Raw genomic sequence first — 19,557 nt, 5'->3', positions numbered from 1 at the left:
GCCATTGGAATTTGGAATTTGAATATTTTAAATTTTCTATAAAAATTATGCTGTTTTAGGAAATGCTCTTTTATTAAAAACCAGTAATATACCTACTCCTGTAGAAATGGCCACATCGGCAACATTAAAGATTGCATTAAAAAAAGAAACCTCTTCACCACCCCATAAAGGAAACCAGGCAGGCAAAGTACCTCTCCAGATCGGAAAGTAAAACATGTCTACAACCAAACCATGAAACCATGTTCCATAAGGTTCCGGCGAGAAAAGCGTTGCTAAATTACTATCACTGGCATCAAAAATAACCCCGTAGAATACTGAATCGATTATATTTCCGGCAGCTCCTGCAAAAATCAAAGCAATGGCAACAATTAAATAATTAGAATAACGCTTCTTAACCGAATCGGCTAACCAGTATCCAATTCCGAATACAGCAAAAATCCTGAAAACAGTCAAAATCAATTTACCATATTCTCCGGGAATTTTAGTTCCCCAGGCCATTCCCTCATTTTCAATAAAATGAATTCTAAACCAGTCAAAAACTTCCACTTCATCTCCTAGCACAAAGTTTGTTTTTACATAGATTTTTGAAAGCTGATCAACAATTAAAACTAAGAATATAAGCAAATACGCTTTTCGTAATGACATTTTATTAAATTTTGATGCGGCAAAAATAACAATTTAATCAAAAAAAACGCTCCCAATGGAGCGTTAATTGTTTTTTGAGGACAAACGAGCAGGTATTACATCAATTCATCACCTATATAGAGAATTTATTTTCTCATATTGGACTGCGCTGACTTTTTGGGAGGATCAGCGAAGAATTCTGAAATCGACTTAAAGAGCCCTTTCCCTTCTTTTCCTGCTGCTGCGTTCTTAGCCTCAGCTTTCTTGACCTGAGTTTTAAACTGAATACGAATCCTTTCAAATTCTTTCATTCTGTGCTCTACATCAGAGCTTACCTCTTTAAATTTCAACACTTTAGCCATTTTACAAGATTTTAATGTTAAATAAATAAAATTATTCATGATTTGGTATTACAATGATACATAATTTAATTTATATTTGTTAATAAAAATTAACACTTGTTTAGATTAAAAGATCATATTTACCCTTTATACGGTATTAAAACGAAAAGAATTTAACAACTTTCTTAAATCCTACAAATATGAATGAAATCACAACTACTCTAAACGATTTTCTGCTTCATACCAAATCTTCCGCAGCATTAATTATCAATGGAAAAGGAAAACTAATCACATCACTTCACTTAGACTATGCAGACAGTATTGCCGCAATGAGCTCTGCCATAGTATCGATGAGCGACAAATTATTATTAGATCTTGAAAAAGGCTCCTTAAAACAACTCTTTTTAAAAACCACTGAAGGAGTTATTATCGGAAACAAAATAAGCGGCACAAATTTCATTATTACATTTTCAAAAGACGGAAGCAATCTGGGGTTATTATTACGATCGACCGAGGAAACTGCTGCTGAGTTAAGCAAAAATTCACTGTTAAAATAACATATTTCTATTAACACCAAACCCCGAAAACTATGAGTAATGACTTTTTAAACGTTTTTTTGAATGAAATGAAAACTAACGTAAACGGCTTTATTGCAGTAGCTGTAACAGAAATCGAATCAGGATTAAGCTTTGGAAACCTGACAATAGATCCGGCATTTGACCCTGAACTTGCAGCAGCATACAACCTAGAAGTTGTTAAAGCAAAATTAAGTGCCGTAAAAGCTTTAAATTTAAATCAGGAAATCGAAGACATTTTGATTACACTTTCGAATCAAATTCACATCATCGACATTTCTCCCAACAAAAAATTCATGATCTATCTTGCCGCTGACTCTACTAAAGCAAATTTAGGAATGACAAGAGCTGTTTTAAGAAAACACAAATTAGAACTGGAAAAAAATCTGGCTTAATCTCAAGCCAACTTTTTAATTAGAACTGTCTTCCAAACTGGCAGTTCTAATTATTTTTTACTCCTTATAGTCTCCAAAAACTATCGTTTGAAAAATTCTTACAAAAAATAAGCAACATTATTTTACTACATTTAGCCCTTTTGTAATTCAATTCTTTATTTATCACTCCGTTACTCCTTAAACAAAACCGTTAAAACATTAAACAAAAAAAACGCCCCTAATTAAGGAGCGTCTATTTTATGAAGTATTAAAATTGAAAATTATCTCTGCAAGTTTTTAGCTTCGATACTCATTGTAGCATGAGGAACGATTTTAAGCCTTTCTTTGCTGATTAATTTACCTGTTACTTTGCAAATACCATAGGTTTTATTTTCAACACGGAATAATGCGTTTTTTAGATCGCGTATAAACTTTTCCTGTCTGATCGCCAACTGTGAGTTTGCTTCTTTAGACATTGTTTCGCTTCCTTCTTCAAATGCTTTAAAAGTTGGAGAAGTATCATCTGTTCCGTTATTCAAATCGTTCATATAAGCACTCTTAATTAAATCCAGATCAGCTTGTGCTTTTTGTATTTTGCTTTGAATTATTTCTTTGAACTCTGCTAAATCAGCATCAGAGTATCTTGTAATTTCATCTATCATCTTATATTATTTTGAAATTAATATCATTGTTTTAATGTCATCAAATTCAATTTCTGTGCCGTTTTCTAAAGCGTCAACAAAAACCAAATCATCAGTCAATGTCTCAGACTTAATATAGTCTTCATTTTTTAGAATTGCCTCTTCTAAAAGGCCACTTCTTTTTATTTGAACTTTAATTTTATCGGTAACTTCAAATCCTGAGTCTTTACGAATATTTTGAATTCTGTTTACCAATTCTCTCGCGATTCCTTCGTTTTTCAATTCTTCAGAAATTGTAATATCAAGTGCAACCGTAATTCCATTTGAATTTGCAACCAGCCAGCCTTCGATATCCTGAGATGTTATTTCGACATCTTCTAATGATAAAGTTACGGTATTTCCTGCAATTACAATATCCAATGCTCCCTGCTTGTCCAATTGATTGATCTGATCCGCAGAAAAAGACTGTATCTCTTTGGAAATCAACCCCATATCCTTACCGAAACGTGGCCCAAGAGCTTTAAAATTAGGTTTAATCTGTTTCACCAAAATACCTGAATCATCGTCTAAAAGCACAATTTCTTTAACGTTAACTTCTGCTTTTACAAGTTCAGAAATCGCTTCAATTTCAGCCCTCTGATTCTCGTCAAGTACCGGAATCATTACCTTTTGCAAAGGTTGACGTACTTTAATCATTTCCTTTTTACGCAGTGACAAAACCAAAGACGATATAGTTTGCGCCTTCTGCATTTTGCTTTCTAACGTTTTATTAACAAAGTTTTCGACAAATTTCGGGAACTCTGCCAAGTGAACACTGGCAAATTGCTCTGTTTGCGTCGAACCTGTTAGATCGCGGTATAATTTATCCATGAAAAAAGGAGCGATCGGAGCACTTAATTTACTTATCGTTAATAAACAAGTGTAAAGCGTTTGATAGGCTGCGATTTTATCATGGACGTATTCTCCTTTCCAGAAACGACGACGACACAAACGAACGTACCAGTTGCTCAGGTTTTCCTGAACGAAGTCAGAAATAGCCCTTGCTGCTTTCGTAGGCTCATAATCTTCATAACATTCGTCAACAAATTTTATTAAGCTATGCAATTCAGACATGATCCACTGATCGATTTCCGGTCTTTCGTTTAACGGAATTTCAGCTTCTGCATATTTAAACCCATCAATATTGGCATATAACGAGAAGAATGAATACGTATTATACAGCGTTCCGAAGAATTTACGGCGAACCTCAGCAATTCCTTCAATATCAAACTTTAAGTTATCCCATGGATTTGCATTAGAGATCATGTACCAACGTGTGGCATCAGGACCGTACTCCTTAATGGTTTCAAAAGGATCCGTTGCATTTCCTAAACGTTTCGACATTTTTTGTCCGTTTTTATCCAGAACCAAACCATTCGAAACGACATTTTTGTACGCAATTTTATCAAAAACTAAAGTTCCGATTGCATGCAGTGTATAAAACCATCCACGAGTCTGATCGACACCTTCTGCGATGAAATTCGCAGGGAAATCTTTATTCTCATCGATTTTATCTTTATTCTCAAAAGGGTAATGCCATTGTGCATAAGGCATCGCTCCCGAATCAAACCAAACGTCAATTAAATCGCTTTCACGTTTCATTGGCTGGCCTGAAGCTGAAACCAAAGTAATTCCGTCGACTACATTTTTATGCAGGTCAACTAAATCATAATTTGATTCAGACATATTTCCGATTTCAAAACCTTTGAATGGGTTTTCTTTTTGAAAACCTGCTTCGATAGATTTTTCGATCGCATGATACAATTCTTCAACAGAACCAATAAGAACTTCTTCTTTTTTGTCTTCAGTTCTCCAAATTGGCAATGGAATCCCCCAATATCTAGAACGAGATAAGTTCCAGTCGTTGGCATTTTTCAGCCAGTTCCCAAAACGTCCTTCACCAGTAGACTTAGGCTTCCAATTGATAGTTTCGTTCAGGTCGAACATTCTATCTTTGACATCGGTTACTTTAATAAACCATGAGTCTAGCGGATAATATAATAACGGCTCATCAGTTCTCCAACTGTGTGGATAACTATGTACGTATTTTTCAACCTTAAAGGCTTTATTTTCTTCTTTTAATCGAATAGCAATTTCAACATCTACAGAACGCTCCGGCGCCTGACCTGCATCGTAATATTCGTTTTTCACATATTTCCCTGCCAAATCACCTACATGAGAAGTGAATTTTCCTTGCAAATCTACTAAAGGAACTGCTGTACCATTTTCATCTAAAACCAACATTGGCGGTACTTCCGGCTTAGCTTCTTTTGCTACTTTCGCATCATCAGCACCAAAAGTAGGCGCAGTATGCACTACTCCTGTTCCATCTTCTGTGGTAACAAAATCTCCTGTGATTACTCTGAACGCATTTTCAGGATTCTGATAAGGCAACACGTATGGTAATAATTGTTCGTAGCGAATTTCTGCCAAATCGGTTCCTTTTGCTTCTGCTACAATTTTATACGGAAGCTGTTTATCGCCGTTTTTCACTTTATCAAAATCAGCATCGTCTTCGCTGGCAAAAAATCCTTTTCCGAATTGCTTTCCAACTAAATTTTTAGCCAAAATCACATTGATCGGTTCAAAAGTATACTGATTGAACGTTTTTACTAAAACATAATCGATTTTTGGTCCAACTGTCAAAGCAGTATTCGATGGTAATGTCCATGGAGTGGTCGTCCAGGCCAGGATGTGAATATCTCCAAAACCTTTCAAAAATGAAGGTAATGTTTCCGGTAACGTTTTAAATTGTGCTACGATTGTAGTATCCGTAACATCACGATATGCTCCGGGCTGATTCACTTCGTGAGAAGACAATCCTGTCCCGGCTTTAGGTGAGTAAGGCTGAATGGTGTATCCTTTGTACAACAAACCTTTATCGTAGATTTGCTTCAAAAGCCACCAAACCGATTCCATATATTTAGGTTTATAGGTTACATACGGATCTTCCATATCTACCCAATACCCCATTTTTTCGGTCAAATCATTCCATACATCGGTATAACGCATTACGGTTTTTTTACACGCTTCGTTATATTCTTCGATAGAAATGGTTTTACCAATATCTTCTTTTGTAATTCCAAGTTCTTTTTCGGTACCCAATTCTACAGGCAATCCGTGAGTATCCCAACCGGCTTTTCTTTTTACCTGAAAACCTTTTTGAGTTTTGTAACGACAGAAAATATCTTTAATTGCGCGAGCCATCACGTGGTGAATTCCAGGCAATCCGTTTGCTGAAGGCGGACCTTCAAAAAACACATAAGGCTCAGCACCTTCACGGGTACTTACACTCTTTTCAAATATATTTTCTTTCTTCCAAAAATCAAGTACTTCTGACGCTACTGTTGGCAAGTCAAGTCCTTTGTATTCAGTAAATTTTGTGCTCATTTTATACTTTTCTTAAACGAGGTGCGAAAGTAAGGAATTTTGAGGAATATAGATAAAAGATGTTTAAAAAAAGCGCCCGGACAGAAAATTTCTAATAGATCTCGTAAAAAAGAATGTCGATTTTAAAAAATTAAGAAAAAATCTCCTTTAAAACCTCTAAAGATTTTGGTTTTTTGAATCCTTCCAAATGAAAACTGTAGTAATCAATGAGGATTTTCAGTAAAATTTGCCTTTCAGCTACATGAAAAACCTTCTGATCGTTTTCGAATTTAAGATCAATTAATTTCTTAAAAAGATTTGTTTCATGTTCTGTCAAAGTATTTGCTCCATGAAACAAAGTAAAAACGCCGTCAATCATTTCAAAATAAGAAAATTCAACTTCTGAAATATCAGGATAAAAACCAAAATACTTTGTAGCTTCCAAAAGCAGAATCAAATGAAAATTCGAAATTTCATCATGGTGATCCAGCCAACCCAATGCTGTCTCTAAAAACACAAAAAAGGCTTCATTTTTTTCTTCTTCCTGAATGGAATAATGGAGCATTTCAGACAAAAACATCACCATCGTACTTTTTACAAGATCGGTATGGATACTTTGAAAAGGTACTGCTGTTTTTATCTCCTTAAAAGTTTCTAAGGTTCCTTTGTTTTTGTGTACCGCCTCAATCTCAAGAACGGACAATGGCTGAAAATAAGCAATTTTCTGACTTGCTTTCCGACTCGAAAAGGCATCACGTACAAAATAGGATTTCAGTCCGTGTGAAAGTGTAAAACACTTTACGATCAGACTTTTCTCCTGAAATTTTAACGATGAGATTACTATTGCTTTGGTTTTGACTAGCAAGATTAGATTTTTAGATTGTTAGATTGTTGGATTATTAGACTGCTTAGATGTTAGACTTCTTAGATTATTGGATATTCAGATTATTGGACTGCTTAGATGTTGGACTTCTTAGATTGTTGGATTTTCAGATTATTAGACTGCTTAGATGTTAGACTGCTTAGATGTTAGACTTCTTAGATTGTTGGATTATTAGACTGCTTAGATGTTAGACTTCTTAGATTGTTGGATTTTCAGATTATTAGACTGCTTAGATGTTAGACTCTAATTCTTTCTAATAATCCAACAATCTAACAATCTAACAATCTAAAAATCTAATTATCTAATTAAAATTACCTTTTTTACTTTAGTTTCACTTCCATCTTCGGCTGAAATAAAAACCATATAGACCCCTGAAGCTACTTTATACTTTCCGAAAGCAGTGGTATCCCATTCGATTGTTCCGCCTGACGAAGTAGTTTCGTACACTAAATTACCTTCGATGTCTGTAATTTTAATATTGGCTTTATCAATAAGTCCGGCAACTTTTACGGTCCCTGCATAATTAGGACGCACGGGATTTGGATAAACGTAAACATTATTCAAATCATCGTTTGCTCCTGTTGCAATTCCTTTAAACGAAATCATTCCTTTGTTGGTTGCAATAAAAACCTCACCGGTAACACTATTGATTTTGACATCGTTTATTACGTTACTTGGCAAAGGCGAATTGTTTATTGTAAAATGATATTTTGTTTCCTGACCGTTTGGTGACACCATAAAAATCCCGGAATCAATTGTACCAATCCATTTATTATTTGCTCCGTCTACTGCGATCGATGTGATAAACTGCTCATAAAGCAGCTCCTGAGCCAGATTATCTTCCATGATTATGATTGGATTTGCCTTTAGCTGGCTCTCTGTTTGAAAACCCCCAACATTTGACAATACTCTCAACCCTTTTGTAGTACCAATCCAAAGCTGACTTTTGGCATCAAGTGCCACAGCCCTCACATCCGCAACCGGCAAATTTCCCACATCAGCTCCAAAAGTCATCTTTTTAAAAGTATTGTTACTCTCGTTAAAAGCAATTACTCCATCATTACTCGTTGCGATCCATTTGGTATTATTTCTATCGACAACAATTCCGGCATAACTGATTGTTTCTGCATCTTTAAGAATTGAAGTTGTCGCATAACTTTGCCATTTTCCATCGGTTTTCAAAACTTTTAAACCGTTCTTAATTCTGCTGTTAGTGACCCACAAATTCCCCGTTTTATCGAAAACAGTTCCATTAATACGAACATCAATATAGTTAGGCCCTGCAAACGAAATCGATTCTAATCCGCTATTTTTTTCATTGTACAATAAGACTGGGATATCGTTTTCTATTTTCAACAAACCGGAAAAGAAGGAACTTACAAAAACCTGCTTTTCATTATTGGGGTTCGTAATTACCCTTGTCATTGATTTCGCTCCAAAAACCCCTGAGTAAGGAATATTTAGCCAGCCCGAAGTACTATATTTACTCACTCCATAACTGTCTAGCTCATACGGATTGTAAAAAGTATCATAATCCCCATACACTGCCCAAAGCGCGTTAGGACTTACATCTAAAGAAAAAATATTATTTCGAACCGGCCCTGATGGTGTATTCTCCTGAAAAGCGGAAGTTCCTGAAAGTGTCGATGAGAACAATCCCTTTTCTTTTGTTCCTATATATATTTGATCTCCAATAACACTAGAACAGGTAAAATTTAGCATATTATCCAAGACCTGCGTATTGGTAACCTGACGCATCAATACCATTTGATTGTTATACACATAAACAACATCCGGCGTTGTGATTATTAGATTATGATTTACAGCCCGCATGTCAACTGAAGGTTTTGGGAGCTGTAAAAAACCAACAAATGAATTGGAGTTGTATCGGTGTATGAATCCTGCCGAACTTATCGCGACCAGCTCCGAATCTATCGGCTCAATACTACTCCAGTCACCCGCGTTTACCAGACTCCATTGATTAAAATCAATAAGATTGGTATTGGTACTATTGGCTTTTTTAATTCCGCTTGAAGTCGCCGCGTAGAAGAATCCATTAAAATAAGCCGTTTGTCTTACTCGAACTTCAGCCCCATTATCTCCAATAAAATAAGTATCTCCAAATTTGAGGCTAGTTAAATTAAACTGTACAATTCCGAAATCGCAGGAAACATAAATCACGCCATTATACTCCATAAAATGGTTAATTCTTTTCAGGTTGGCCGGCAATTGTTTGTTTATGATATCAATAACTTTCAGTATACTGCCATCGGTTTCATTTACCACAATCATTAGTCCGTTTTCGTATCCAATTATGGTTTTCTTAAATCCTTCACTATGGTATAAAGCAGAAATGGTCTGCCCGGAAAGTCCATCGACCGTTGTAGTCATTTTAACTGTGTTCATAGCTGTATTTTTAGAGAAAAGAGCATTCTCTGAAGCTACAAAAACAGTTGTTGAAGATTGTGAGATATCTTTTATTTCGTTAAACGAAAAATACCCCTGCCAGGACAATTTATTCTGAGAGAAACAAAATTGTACTACCAACAAAAGTAAAACATACAAAAACTTTCTTTTCATTGTTTGATAAATTCAGATAGACAAATATACTACAAACGAAAGTATTTGATTTTTGTTCTCCTGCAAATAAAAAATGCCTCCGATTTATCTTAAAAAAGACAAATGGAGGCACTAAAAAACTATAACTAAAAAATTATACTACACCCTGAGCAAGCATAGCATCGGCAACTTTAACAAATCCTGCAATGTTAGCTCCTTTTACGTAGTCAACATAACCTGATTTATCCGAACCGTATTTTACACATGAAGCATGAATTGCTAACATGATTCCTTTTAATCTTTCGTCAACTTCTTCAGAAGACCAGCTTAAACGCAATGAGTTTTGCGACATTTCAAGACCAGAAGTTGCAACACCACCGGCATTAGAAGCTTTTCCAGGAGCGAATAAAATTTTAGCCTCAAGGAAAACAGTAACTGCCTCTGGTGTAGATGGCATATTTGCTCCTTCCGCAACAGCAATACAACCGTTAGCAACTAAAAGCTTAGCTTCATCACCATTCAATTCGTTTTGAGTTGCACATGGTAATGCTACGTCACATTTAACTTCCCATGGACGTTTTCCTTCTACATATTTTGCATTTGGATATTTCGCCACATACTCGCTGATTCTTCCTCTAAGCTCATTTTTCAACTCCATTACGAAGGCTAATTTTTCAGCATCGATTCCGTCTGCATCATAAATATATCCTGCAGAATCTGACAATGTAACTACTTTTGCTCCTAATTGAGTTGCTTTTTCAGTTGCGTACTGCGCTACGTTTCCAGAACCTGAAACTGCAACCGTTTTTCCTTTAAAGTCATCTCCTTTAGTTGCCAACATACTTTGAGCAAAATAAACTGCTCCGTAACCTGTAGCCTCCGGACGAATTAATGATCCTCCGAAAGAAATTCCTTTCCCAGTTAAAACTCCGGTGAATTCATTTCTTAATCTTTTGTATTGACCAAACATATATCCTACTTCTCTACCACCTACTCCGATATCTCCGGCAGGAACGTCAGTATCAGCTCCGATATGTTTTGAAAGTTCCGTCATAAAACTTTGACAGAATTTCATGATTTCATTATCTGATTTTCCTTTTGGATCAAAATCAGATCCTCCTTTACCACCACCCATTGGCAATGTGGTTAAGCTGTTTTTGAAAGTCTGCTCGAAAGCCAAAAACTTCAAAATACTTAAGTTAACAGAAGGATGAAAACGCAAACCACCCTTGTAAGGTCCGATTGCGGAGTTCATCTGGATACGATATCCTTTATTAACCTGGATTTCTCCTTTGTCGTTTAACCAATTTACTCTGAACAAGATAACACGTTCAGGTTCTACCATACGCTCTAAAAGCATTTTGTTCTGGTATTTTTTATTTTCTTCAATAAAAGGAATTACCGTTTCGGCAACTTCTAAAACTGCTTGTAAAAACTCTGATTCATTCGGGTTTTTTTGACTAACCGAATCCATAAAAGCGGTAATACTTTGTGACATGATTATTAGATTATTAACATTTAAGAAAACGTTTTCGTTATTTATGACAAAGGTAATCGAAAATGACATTTATTGAATATTTTTTTACGATTCTCTTAAACTTTTATTCATTATACAGTAAATCAAGAAAAAAGATATTTTAGGTTTTGCGTTTTACAGTAAATTACTACCGATATATTTAATATTTTAATATTTTTAATAAATATTCATCAATACAGCTCTTTATACTTCTTAGTTGCTCCTCTTTTTATATATTTGCCGGGATCTGAAACCCCATACCAAATACCACATGCTTAAACCTATAATACTCACGTTTTTTGCCTTTCTAGGCATCTCAACAATATCGACTGCACAATCACTAGCACACGAGGTTGGAATAATATTCGGCCCTGTTCTTTTCCAATCTGATTTTGGCGAAAGAAACAATCTGGATACGACTCTTGGAAATACAGGGGTTGGAGTTGGACTTGTTCATTTTGTCAACTTTTCCACTAACAGCAACAGAGAACGATTCTTTTCTGAACACTTTAAAGTCAGATCAGAACTTTCATTCAACAGAACAAAACTGAATAATTTTGGAGAGTGGACAGAGAAAAAACCCGAAACACTGGGGGTTAGACAACTCAAAGCCATGCAAGGAAAATCGACTGTAATAAGTCTCGGATCCCAACTGGAATTTTCTCCAATGAAAATACATTATTATGAAAATTCTATAGGGGCTTTCAGCCCTTATGTAAGTTTAGGTTTTTTGGTAAGTTACTATACAACAGAAGTAAGTTCCAGCCTTGGTCAGTTGGGAACTCCTGCAGCTACATTTCCTAAATATCTGACTCCTTCAGATGGCCGTCAATTTGGCTTTTCAAGTGAAAACGGTATCGTTTTATCTGGTACTGCCGGAATAGGTGTTCATTATAAATTAAATGAAATGAGCGATTTGATGTTTGAAACCCGTTTTCAGGCTTTTAATTCCGACTGGGTAGACGGTCTAAATCCGAATAAGAAAATTCACAAAGAAAACAAATCAAACGATGCTCAGATTTGGTTTAATATAGGATATATTCAATACTTATAATTTTAAAAATCCCAAATAAAAAATCCCAAATTCCAAAATAATTCAAATTGGAATTTGGAATTTTTTTATTGATTTTTTTATGCTAAAGCCTGCTCTAAGTCGGCAATTAAGTCTTCGGCATCTTCAATACCAACGCTCAATCGAACTAAGTCATCGGTAATACCCACTTCGGCTCTTTTGTCTGCCGGGATCGATGCATGTGTCATCAAAGCCGGATGATTGGCCAAAGATTCTACTCCACCTAAAGACTCCGCCAAAGTAAAAACTTTCAGCTTCTCTAAAAAGGCAATTGAGTCTTCTTTTTTCCCTGATTTAAAAGTAAAAGATACCATTCCTCCAAAAGCTTTCATTTGCTTCTTGGCAATTTCATGAAAAGGATGACTCTCTAAGCCCGGATAATAAACCGTATTGATCTTAGGGTGTTTGCTTAAATATTCAACCACTTTTTCTCCGTTTTCACAATGTCTCTGTACTCTTAACGAAAGTGTTTTGATTCCTCTTAAAACCAAGAAGCTGTCCATTGGCCCTAATGTTGCTCCGGTCGCAAATTGCTGAAAATGCAACTGATCTCCTAAAGCTTCATCTTTCACAATTAAAGCTCCTGCAATAACATCTGAGTGTCCTCCTAAATATTTTGTTGCAGAGTGCATTACGATATCAGCACCCAAATCAAGAGGCTTTTGCAAATAAGGAGTTGCGAATGTATTATCAACAGCAAATAAAATATTATTGGCTTTAGTAATTTTGGCTACTTCCTGAATATCTGCTAATTTCATCAACGGATTGGTTGGCGTCTCCACCCAGATCAATTTCGTATTTTCATTGATTAATGATTTCAGTTTTTCGATATCTGTCATATCAACAAAATGAAACTTAATTCCTGAATCTTTATATATTCTGGAGAACATTCTGTAGGTTCCTCCATACAAGTCATCCATTGCGATAATCTCATCACCGGCCTTAAACGATCTCAGAATACAATCGGTAGCAGCCAAACCTGATGAAAAAGCCAATCCACGAGTACCATTTTCAATACTGGCCAAAGCATTTTCTAAAGCTGTACGCGTTGGATTTGAAGCACGACTATACTCATAATCTGCCAAAGGTTTACCCGGACTGGTTTGTATAAAAGTTGAAGTTTGATACACCGGAGGCATAACTGCTCCTGTAGCCGGATCATGATGCTGACCCCCATGTATTACTTTAGTATTGAATTTCATATGGTTATAAATTTTAAATCCTTAATTCTGGTACAAATTTACCGTTTAATTTATTTTAATCCTGATACAACTTCTTACCTTTGTATATAATTAACACTTTTTGACATGAAACATTATCCTTTTATACTCTTTTTGCTATTAACGTTTGTAAGCTGCAGCAAAGAACTTTCATTTGAAAATGAGTCATTTGAAAAAGAATCGACAATCCCTTGCGAAAAGGACTGTCCGAAAATAACGATCGACGTTCCTATTGCAAAAAATATTCCTGTTGTTGCCGACAGTATTAATAAAAAAGTTTTCTCTGTGATAAAAGAGATCGTCTATTTTGAAGAAGATCCCAAAAAAGCTAACGACTACAAATCTTTGGCAACCTCTTTTATAGCTTCTTATGAAGAAATGCACAAAAAATTCCCAACAGAAACTTTCGGATGGGAAGCGACCGTAAAAGGGAATGTCGAATTTGAATCTGATGAGATTATCAATATCAAAATTGATCACTATACGTTTACCGGAGGAGCACATGGCTATCAGGGATATCGCTCCTTATTGTTTCATTCCCAAACGGGAAAAACAATTTTTACCGATCAGATCTTTAAAAACGAAAAAGAATTTATGGCTTATGCCGAAAAGGAATTCCGCAAAAAATATAAAATCCCTGAAAAATCAAACATCAATGCAACTGGTCTAATGTTTGAAAATGACAAATTTCACCTGCCACAGAACATTTTTTATACAAAAGAAGGATTGCTCTTATATTACAACTCCTATGAAGCCGCTTCTTATGCCGACGGGTCTAAAGAGCTATTATTTCCGTACGATGAAGTCCACAAGTATTTAAAGTACCAATAGTTACACGTTTCAAAAATAACCTTAGAATCTCAGAACCTTAGCAACTTAGAACCTCTATTTAGCCCCTTCCTGAACATCGTATTTCATCTTACGCAAAACTCGAAGCGCCTCTTTAAATGATAAGTAAATATTCCCAAAAGGTTTTAAAAGCAGTTTGGCATCAATCAATTTTTGTTTGGCATCCTCAAAACCATTCAGATGACAAATCATAAAAGTAGAGGGCAGATTTTCCAGATCTTTTAATTCACGCGCTGACAAAGCGATCCCTTTCTGAAGTTTTTGGAGTAGCGAGATATTTGAATTGTAAATATGATACAACATTTTCCTATTGAATTCCGGGGGCTGAAAAAGCATTTCACTTTCAATTTTATAATAGCCGTTGTCAAAAAAATGAATGGTTTGCTTCTCCAACGGATAATAACTGGTCTTGTCATTTAAACCCAGCGGAACATATTCTGTTATGGTAAAACTATCTTCATCATACACAATCGTAACCACATCCTGAGCAGAATAAAAAAGCTTAATCTGTTCATTGATCAGCTCAATATCAACGCGGGACAAGAATGTTTTATCTCTGGATTTTTTAGGAACTCCTGCCCAGCAGATCACAAATAATTCTTTAAAAACATGGTACTTAGGCGACATGTCTTTGTGTCTGAAATTCATAAAATCAATTACCCCGTCAAGTGTGTACTGAATGCTGTTTCTTGAGCTGTTTTCGATCCCGATGACCGTTTCTGTATTTTGATAGTTCTTTTCGACCTCGCCTTCAACAGGAACAGAATTGCTTCCCCGTCGAATAAAAACACTATTAGCAAGAATGGTATGAATTCCTTTTTTAAAATAAGAGATTTTACTTTTGGGCTTAATCGTTACCAATCCGATTACTTTATCTTTTGGAAGATTTGGGAACGGTACATTCTCGTATTGAATTTTAGGCGGATTTTCTAAAAAGGCGTTCACGAGATTCTGGATTCGGCTGTCATCAAAGAAATCATCCCCAACGATTTCGTTGTCATGATCTTCCACCCCCACCACGATATAAGAATTATTGGTCGGGTTGGAATTGGATAAGGCACAGATATGTTTCAGGAATTTCCCCTTTCCTTCCCGCGAATGCAGATTCAATTGCCTTTTCTTATCATAAAAACTGCTCTCGTCATTATGAGCGAGCAGGTTTTTTATTAAAAGGCGCTTGTTGATCATTTTTTTTTAGATTGCTTGGATTATTTGAGTTTTAGATTGTTGGATTATTGCTTAGTCTAAAGATCTAATAATCCAACAATCTAAGAAGCCGAAATTGCTAGACTTCTGAGACCTCTAAATTAATCTAAAATTTTAAGAAGTCCGTAAACTCTATTTTAAGATTACTGATTTAGTATCTAAAAAAATCTAAGAAGTCTAAGCCAGTCTAAAAATCTAAGAATCCAATAATCTAACATTCTAAGAAGTCTAAGCCAGTCTAAAAATCTAAGAATCCAATAATCTAACATTCTAAGAAGTCTAAGCTAGTCTAAAAATCTAAGCCAGTCTAAGACGTCTAAGAATCTTTCTTAACAATTGTCGACGAGGCTTGTGCCGTACTCATGACCACTAAATCGGCAATATTAACGTGGTACGGTCTTGAAACTACAAAATGAATAATATCGGCGATATCTTCTGCTTGTAGCGGATCGAAACCTTTGTATACATTTGAAGCTCTCTCAGTATCTCCCTTAAAACGCACTTCACTAAATTCGGTTGCGACCATCCCGGGATGAATTCCTCCAACTCTAATTCCGAAAGGATTTAAGTCGATTCGCATTCCGGCCGTAATCGCATCAACGGCATGTTTACTTCCGCAATACACATTTCCGTTCGGATACACTTCCTTTGCGGCTGTTGAACCAATGTTTATAATATGACCTGATTTTTTGGCTGTCATTTTCGGAATCACCGCTTTTGAAACGTACAAAAGTCCTTTGACATTGATATCAATCATAGCATCCCAATCGTCTAAATCACCGGTTTGAATCGGGTCTAAACCATGAGCATTTCCGGCATTATTGATCAAAATATCAATATCTGAAAAGGATGCAGGAAGAGAAGCAATTTTTTCAAGAACATCCTTTTTATCCCGAACATCAAATGCTAAAGAATGTACTTCCGTAAACTCCGAAAGTTCTTTTTCAAGTTCGTTTAAGCGATCCGTACGTCTTCCGCAAAGGATCACTTTAAAATTGTTTTTGGCCAGTATTTGCGCAGTTGCTTTTCCAATTCCGCTTGTGGCCCCAGTAATTAAAACTGTTTTTTTCATTGTATATTTTTATTTTTTTACCACAGATTAAAAGATTTTCACAGATTAATCAATCATCTATAATCCGTTAATCTGTGGCAAAATATTTTTAGCATTTTCCCTGAATACTCAAAACTGCGACTGAAAACTTAAAAAAATTAAGCAACATCATCGCCCATACTTTCTGTCCAGATCGCAAACCAGTCTTCCTTATCCATTTCCAATTCTACTGCTTTCATCAACGACTGAATTCTGGCAATATTAACCGTTCCCGCAATTGGAATTACCTGAGCAGGATGTTTTAAAATCCAGGCTAATAAAAGAGTATCCGAACCAAATCCGTATTTCTTCACTAAATCCGAAAACAGCTTTTTCAAACGACGTGTTTTTTTAGTGTCTTCTCTAAAAACCGTTCCAAGCGGATTCCATGACAACGGACGAATCCCGTGAGTCTGCATATAATCGAAACTTCCGTCAACCATCGGCTCGAAATTCGTTGCTGAAAATTGCACCTGATTATAGCTTACTTCTGTTTTCTGACGAATCAATTCGGTTTGAGAACTTGTAAAATTCGAAAGTCCGAAATCAATAATTTTCCCTTCTGATTTTAACTTTTCAACGGCTTCCGCAATTTCATCGGCCTGCATCAACGGACTAGGTCTGTGCAGTAAAAAAACGTCCACATAATCTGTCTTTAATTTCTTTAGCGATTCTTCAACAGACCATATAATATATTCTTTCGAGTAGTCGTAATGTTTGATTGTATTTTTACGGCTTTCGGCAATCATCTGAATACCGCATTTGGTGATTAGTTGTAATTTTTCACGCGAAATTTTACTGGCCTGAAATGCTTTTCCAAAATCCGCTTCAGTAGTATAAGCTCCGTAAATATCAGCGTGATCAAAAGTAGTAATTTTGTTTTCGATACAAATCTGTATCATGTTTTCCATTTCTTTAAGCGTTAGGTTTTTATCCCATACACCCCAATTCATAGTGCCCGAAATAATAGGCGATAATGCTGTTTTACTCATGGTTTTATTGCGTTATTTTTGGTAATAAATATGCTTTTCTGAAGCATAATCACCAAAGTTCTTAAAAATATAAAAATAGATTCCCAATTCGTCCTTAAAATTAGGTCTTTGGTCGAAGTTTTAACCATTTTTTAACATCTTACTTCTCAAAAAATATTCAATTTGCACTCTCAAAAGTTAGGCATAAAAATCAAGGTTTTAAAAATATTTATATGGAAGAAAATACAACGACTTTAGACATTAGAGCGATAAATGAGAAAATTGAAAGAGAAAGTGCTTTTATAGACCTTCTTACAATGGAAATGAACAAAGTTATTGTGGGCCAGAAACATATGGTCGAGCGTTTACTAATCGGACTTTTAGGACAAGGGCACATTTTGCTTGAAGGTGTTCCGGGATTAGCCAAAACTTTAGCGATTAATACTTTGTCGCAAGCCGTTCAGGGATCGTTCAGCCGTATCCAGTTTACTCCTGACTTATTACCTGCCGATGTTATTGGAACAATGATTTACAACATCAAAGCCAACGAATTCTCCATTAAAAAAGGACCAATCTTCGCTAATTTTGTTCTTGCAGATGAGATTAACCGTGCTCCGGCAAAAGTACAATCGGCACTTTTAGAGGCGATGCAGGAAAAGCAGGTTACCATTGGCGATACCACTTTCAAATTAGATCGTCCGTTTTTAGTTCTTGCTACCCAAAACCCGGTGGAGCAGGAAGGAACTTATCAGCTTCCTGAAGCACAGGTCGATCGTTTTATGCTTAAAACTGTAATTGATTATCCAAAAATTGACGAAGAGCGCTTCGTAATTCGTCAAAACTTAAAAGGAAGTTACGAAAAAGTAAATCCTGTCGTTTCTGTAGAGCAAATTTTGCGTGCGCAAGAAGCTGTTCGTGAAGTTTACATGGACGAAAAAATCGAAAAATACATCTTAGATATCATCTTTGCTACCCGTTATCCGGAAAAATACAAGCTTGCCGACTTAAAACCTCTTATCAGCTTTGGAGCATCACCACGTGGAAGTATCAATTTAGCTAACGCAGCAAAATGTTACGCTTTCATCAAACGTCGTGGTTATGTAATTCCTGAAGATGTTCGTGCAGTAGTACATGATGTTCTGCGTCACAGAGTGGGTATCACTTATGAGGCTGAAGCCGAAAACATTACTTCTGTAGACATTATCAACAAAATCGTAAACGAGATTGAGGTACCTTAAAAATTTGTTTCAAGTTTCAGGTTTCAGGTTGTTGCAAGACTAACTTGAAACTTTTAAACTTTAAACTTTAAACAAATAAAATGGATACAAAAGAGCTTTTAAAAAAAGTACGGAAAATAGAAATCAAAACCAAAAGACTGAGTAATCATATCTTTTCAGGAGAATACCACTCTTCCTTTAAAGGACGAGGAATGACTTTTAGTGAAGTACGTCAATACCAATATGGCGATGATATTCGTAACATCGATTGGAATGTAACGGCGCGCTACAACGAAGCTCACGTAAAAGTTTTTGAAGAAGAGCGTGAGCTAACCATGGTTTTAATGGTAGACATCTCAGGCTCTGAAGGTTTTGGATCAAAAAGTCAGTTTAAAAAAGACATCGTCACCGAAATTGCGGCAACGATGGCTTTTTCGGCTACACAAAATAATGATAAAATTGGTTTAATATTATTCTCTGACAATGTAGAGTTGTATATTCCCCCAAAAAAAGGACGTTCTCATGTACTCCGAATCATTCGCGAGTTAATTGAATTTGAACCAAAGAGTCACAAAACCGATATTTCGCAAGCTTTGAAATTCCTGTCCGGAACACAAAAAAAGAAAGCGATCGTTTTTATGATTTCCGATTTCATGGCCGAAAATTATGAGCAGACTTTAAAAATTGCTTCTAAAAAACATGACATCACCGGGGTACGTGTGTACGATATCCGCGAGGAAAAAATTCCGAATTTAGGAATGGTAAGTATGCTCGATGCCGAAACAGGAAAAATTCAATTGGTAAATACCGGCTCAAAAACAGTACGACTGAATTACGAAAAACACTATCAGGACAGAGTGAATTATTTCAAGGATATTTTTAGTAAATCGGGAGCTGGTGTCGTAAATACAAGAGTCGACGAAAATTACGTAACTAAGTTGCTAGGCTATTTTAAATCAAGATGATCTTAGATTGTTAGACTTCTTAGAATATTAGTTTTCTTAGATTGTT

Annotated in this window: 17 protein-coding genes; 6 read left to right on the top strand and 11 right to left on the bottom strand. The window is 35.8% G+C overall.

The features are described 5' to 3' along the window. Positions 1 to 45: 45 nt before the first annotated feature. Positions 46 to 645, bottom strand: coding sequence for a lipoprotein signal peptidase (locus JO950_RS00505; protein ID WP_202700571.1), 600 nt, complete (start codon positions 643 to 645; stop codon positions 46 to 48). A 125-nt stretch (positions 646 to 770) separates the two neighbouring features. Then, the gene (locus JO950_RS00500; RefSeq protein ID WP_202700570.1) at positions 771 to 986 is read right to left on the bottom strand and encodes a hypothetical protein; all 216 of its coding nucleotides are present in this window, start codon (positions 984 to 986) and stop codon (positions 771 to 773) included. Positions 987 to 1,165: 179 nt separating this feature from the next. On the opposite strand from JO950_RS00500, the gene JO950_RS00495 reads away from it, so the two are divergent. Together JO950_RS00495 and JO950_RS00490 are read left to right on the top strand one after the other, a co-directional pair. Then, positions 1,166 to 1,522, top strand: a complete 357-nt coding sequence (locus JO950_RS00495) for a roadblock/LC7 domain-containing protein (RefSeq protein WP_202700569.1) — start codon at positions 1,166 to 1,168, stop codon at positions 1,520 to 1,522. 32 nt (positions 1,523 to 1,554) lie between these two features. Further along, a complete protein-coding gene (locus JO950_RS00490; protein ID WP_202700567.1) occupies positions 1,555 to 1,935 on the top strand; it encodes a hypothetical protein in 381 nt (126 codons plus the stop codon). A 260-nt stretch (positions 1,936 to 2,195) separates the two neighbouring features. Here the strand turns inward: JO950_RS00490 and JO950_RS00485 are convergent, their stop codons facing one another. From JO950_RS00485 to gdhA, 5 genes are all read right to left on the bottom strand, one after another. Then, a complete protein-coding gene (locus JO950_RS00485) occupies positions 2,196 to 2,576 on the bottom strand; it encodes a TraR/DksA C4-type zinc finger protein (RefSeq protein ID WP_017497677.1) in 381 nt (126 codons plus the stop codon). 6 nt (positions 2,577 to 2,582) lie between these two features. After that, complete coding sequence (gene ileS / locus JO950_RS00480) at positions 2,583 to 5,984, bottom strand: isoleucine--tRNA ligase (protein ID WP_202700566.1); 3,402 nt, start codon at positions 5,982 to 5,984, stop codon at positions 2,583 to 2,585. Positions 5,985 to 6,114: 130 nt separating this feature from the next. After that, positions 6,115 to 6,828 carry a DNA repair protein RecO gene (gene recO, locus JO950_RS00475; protein WP_202700565.1) on the bottom strand — a complete coding sequence of 238 codons (714 nt, stop codon included), beginning with the start codon at positions 6,826 to 6,828 and terminating at the stop codon, positions 6,115 to 6,117. Between the two features lie 315 nt (positions 6,829 to 7,143). Then, positions 7,144 to 9,426 carry a T9SS type A sorting domain-containing protein gene (locus JO950_RS00470; RefSeq protein WP_202700564.1) on the bottom strand — a complete coding sequence of 761 codons (2,283 nt, stop codon included), beginning with the start codon at positions 9,424 to 9,426 and terminating at the stop codon, positions 7,144 to 7,146. 133 nt (positions 9,427 to 9,559) lie between these two features. Further along, a complete protein-coding gene (gdhA, locus tag JO950_RS00465) occupies positions 9,560 to 10,903 on the bottom strand; it encodes an NADP-specific glutamate dehydrogenase (RefSeq protein WP_202700608.1) in 1,344 nt (447 codons plus the stop codon). 289 nt (positions 10,904 to 11,192) lie between these two features. Between gdhA and JO950_RS00460 the strand changes: the two genes are divergently transcribed. Further along, positions 11,193 to 11,975 (top strand): glutamate dehydrogenase, encoded by a 783-nt coding sequence (locus tag JO950_RS00460; RefSeq protein ID WP_202700563.1) that lies wholly within the window; start codon positions 11,193 to 11,195, stop codon positions 11,973 to 11,975. Positions 11,976 to 12,052: 77 nt separating this feature from the next. Here the strand turns inward: JO950_RS00460 and JO950_RS00455 are convergent, their stop codons facing one another. Continuing rightward, positions 12,053 to 13,195, bottom strand: a complete 1,143-nt coding sequence (locus JO950_RS00455) for a cystathionine gamma-synthase (RefSeq protein ID WP_202700562.1) — start codon at positions 13,193 to 13,195, stop codon at positions 12,053 to 12,055. Positions 13,196 to 13,300: 105 nt separating this feature from the next. Here JO950_RS00455 and JO950_RS00450 point away from each other — a divergent pair, with 105 nt between their 5' ends. Continuing rightward, on the top strand, positions 13,301 to 14,044 hold the full coding sequence (locus tag JO950_RS00450; RefSeq protein WP_202700561.1) for a DUF3298 and DUF4163 domain-containing protein: 744 nt from the start codon (positions 13,301 to 13,303) through the stop codon (positions 14,042 to 14,044). Positions 14,045 to 14,098: 54 nt separating this feature from the next. On the opposite strand, the gene JO950_RS00445 is transcribed toward JO950_RS00450, so the two are convergent. The 3 genes from JO950_RS00445 to JO950_RS00435 form a co-directional block, all read right to left on the bottom strand. Continuing rightward, positions 14,099 to 15,250, bottom strand: a complete 1,152-nt coding sequence (locus JO950_RS00445; RefSeq protein WP_202700560.1) for an ATP-binding protein — start codon at positions 15,248 to 15,250, stop codon at positions 14,099 to 14,101. Between the two features lie 334 nt (positions 15,251 to 15,584). Next, positions 15,585 to 16,340 carry an SDR family NAD(P)-dependent oxidoreductase gene (locus tag JO950_RS00440; protein WP_202700559.1) on the bottom strand — a complete coding sequence of 252 codons (756 nt, stop codon included), beginning with the start codon at positions 16,338 to 16,340 and terminating at the stop codon, positions 15,585 to 15,587. A 137-nt stretch (positions 16,341 to 16,477) separates the two neighbouring features. Continuing rightward, positions 16,478 to 17,350, bottom strand: a complete 873-nt coding sequence (locus tag JO950_RS00435) for an aldo/keto reductase family oxidoreductase (RefSeq protein WP_202700558.1) — start codon at positions 17,348 to 17,350, stop codon at positions 16,478 to 16,480. Positions 17,351 to 17,562: 212 nt separating this feature from the next. Between JO950_RS00435 and JO950_RS00430 the strand changes: the two genes are divergently transcribed. Both JO950_RS00430 and JO950_RS00425 read left to right on the top strand, forming a co-directional pair. After that, a complete protein-coding gene (locus JO950_RS00430; RefSeq protein ID WP_017497457.1) occupies positions 17,563 to 18,567 on the top strand; it encodes a MoxR family ATPase in 1,005 nt (334 codons plus the stop codon). A gap of 80 nt (positions 18,568 to 18,647) precedes the next feature. Next, positions 18,648 to 19,511 carry a DUF58 domain-containing protein gene (locus JO950_RS00425; protein ID WP_017497456.1) on the top strand — a complete coding sequence of 288 codons (864 nt, stop codon included), beginning with the start codon at positions 18,648 to 18,650 and terminating at the stop codon, positions 19,509 to 19,511. Positions 19,512 to 19,557: the final 46 nt, after the last annotated feature.

This window comes from Flavobacterium sp. UGB4466 (assembly GCF_903469665.1).
Classification (GTDB): domain Bacteria; phylum Bacteroidota; class Bacteroidia; order Flavobacteriales; family Flavobacteriaceae; genus Flavobacterium; species Flavobacterium lipolyticum.
This window is presented reverse-complemented; position numbering and strand designations above follow the sequence as displayed.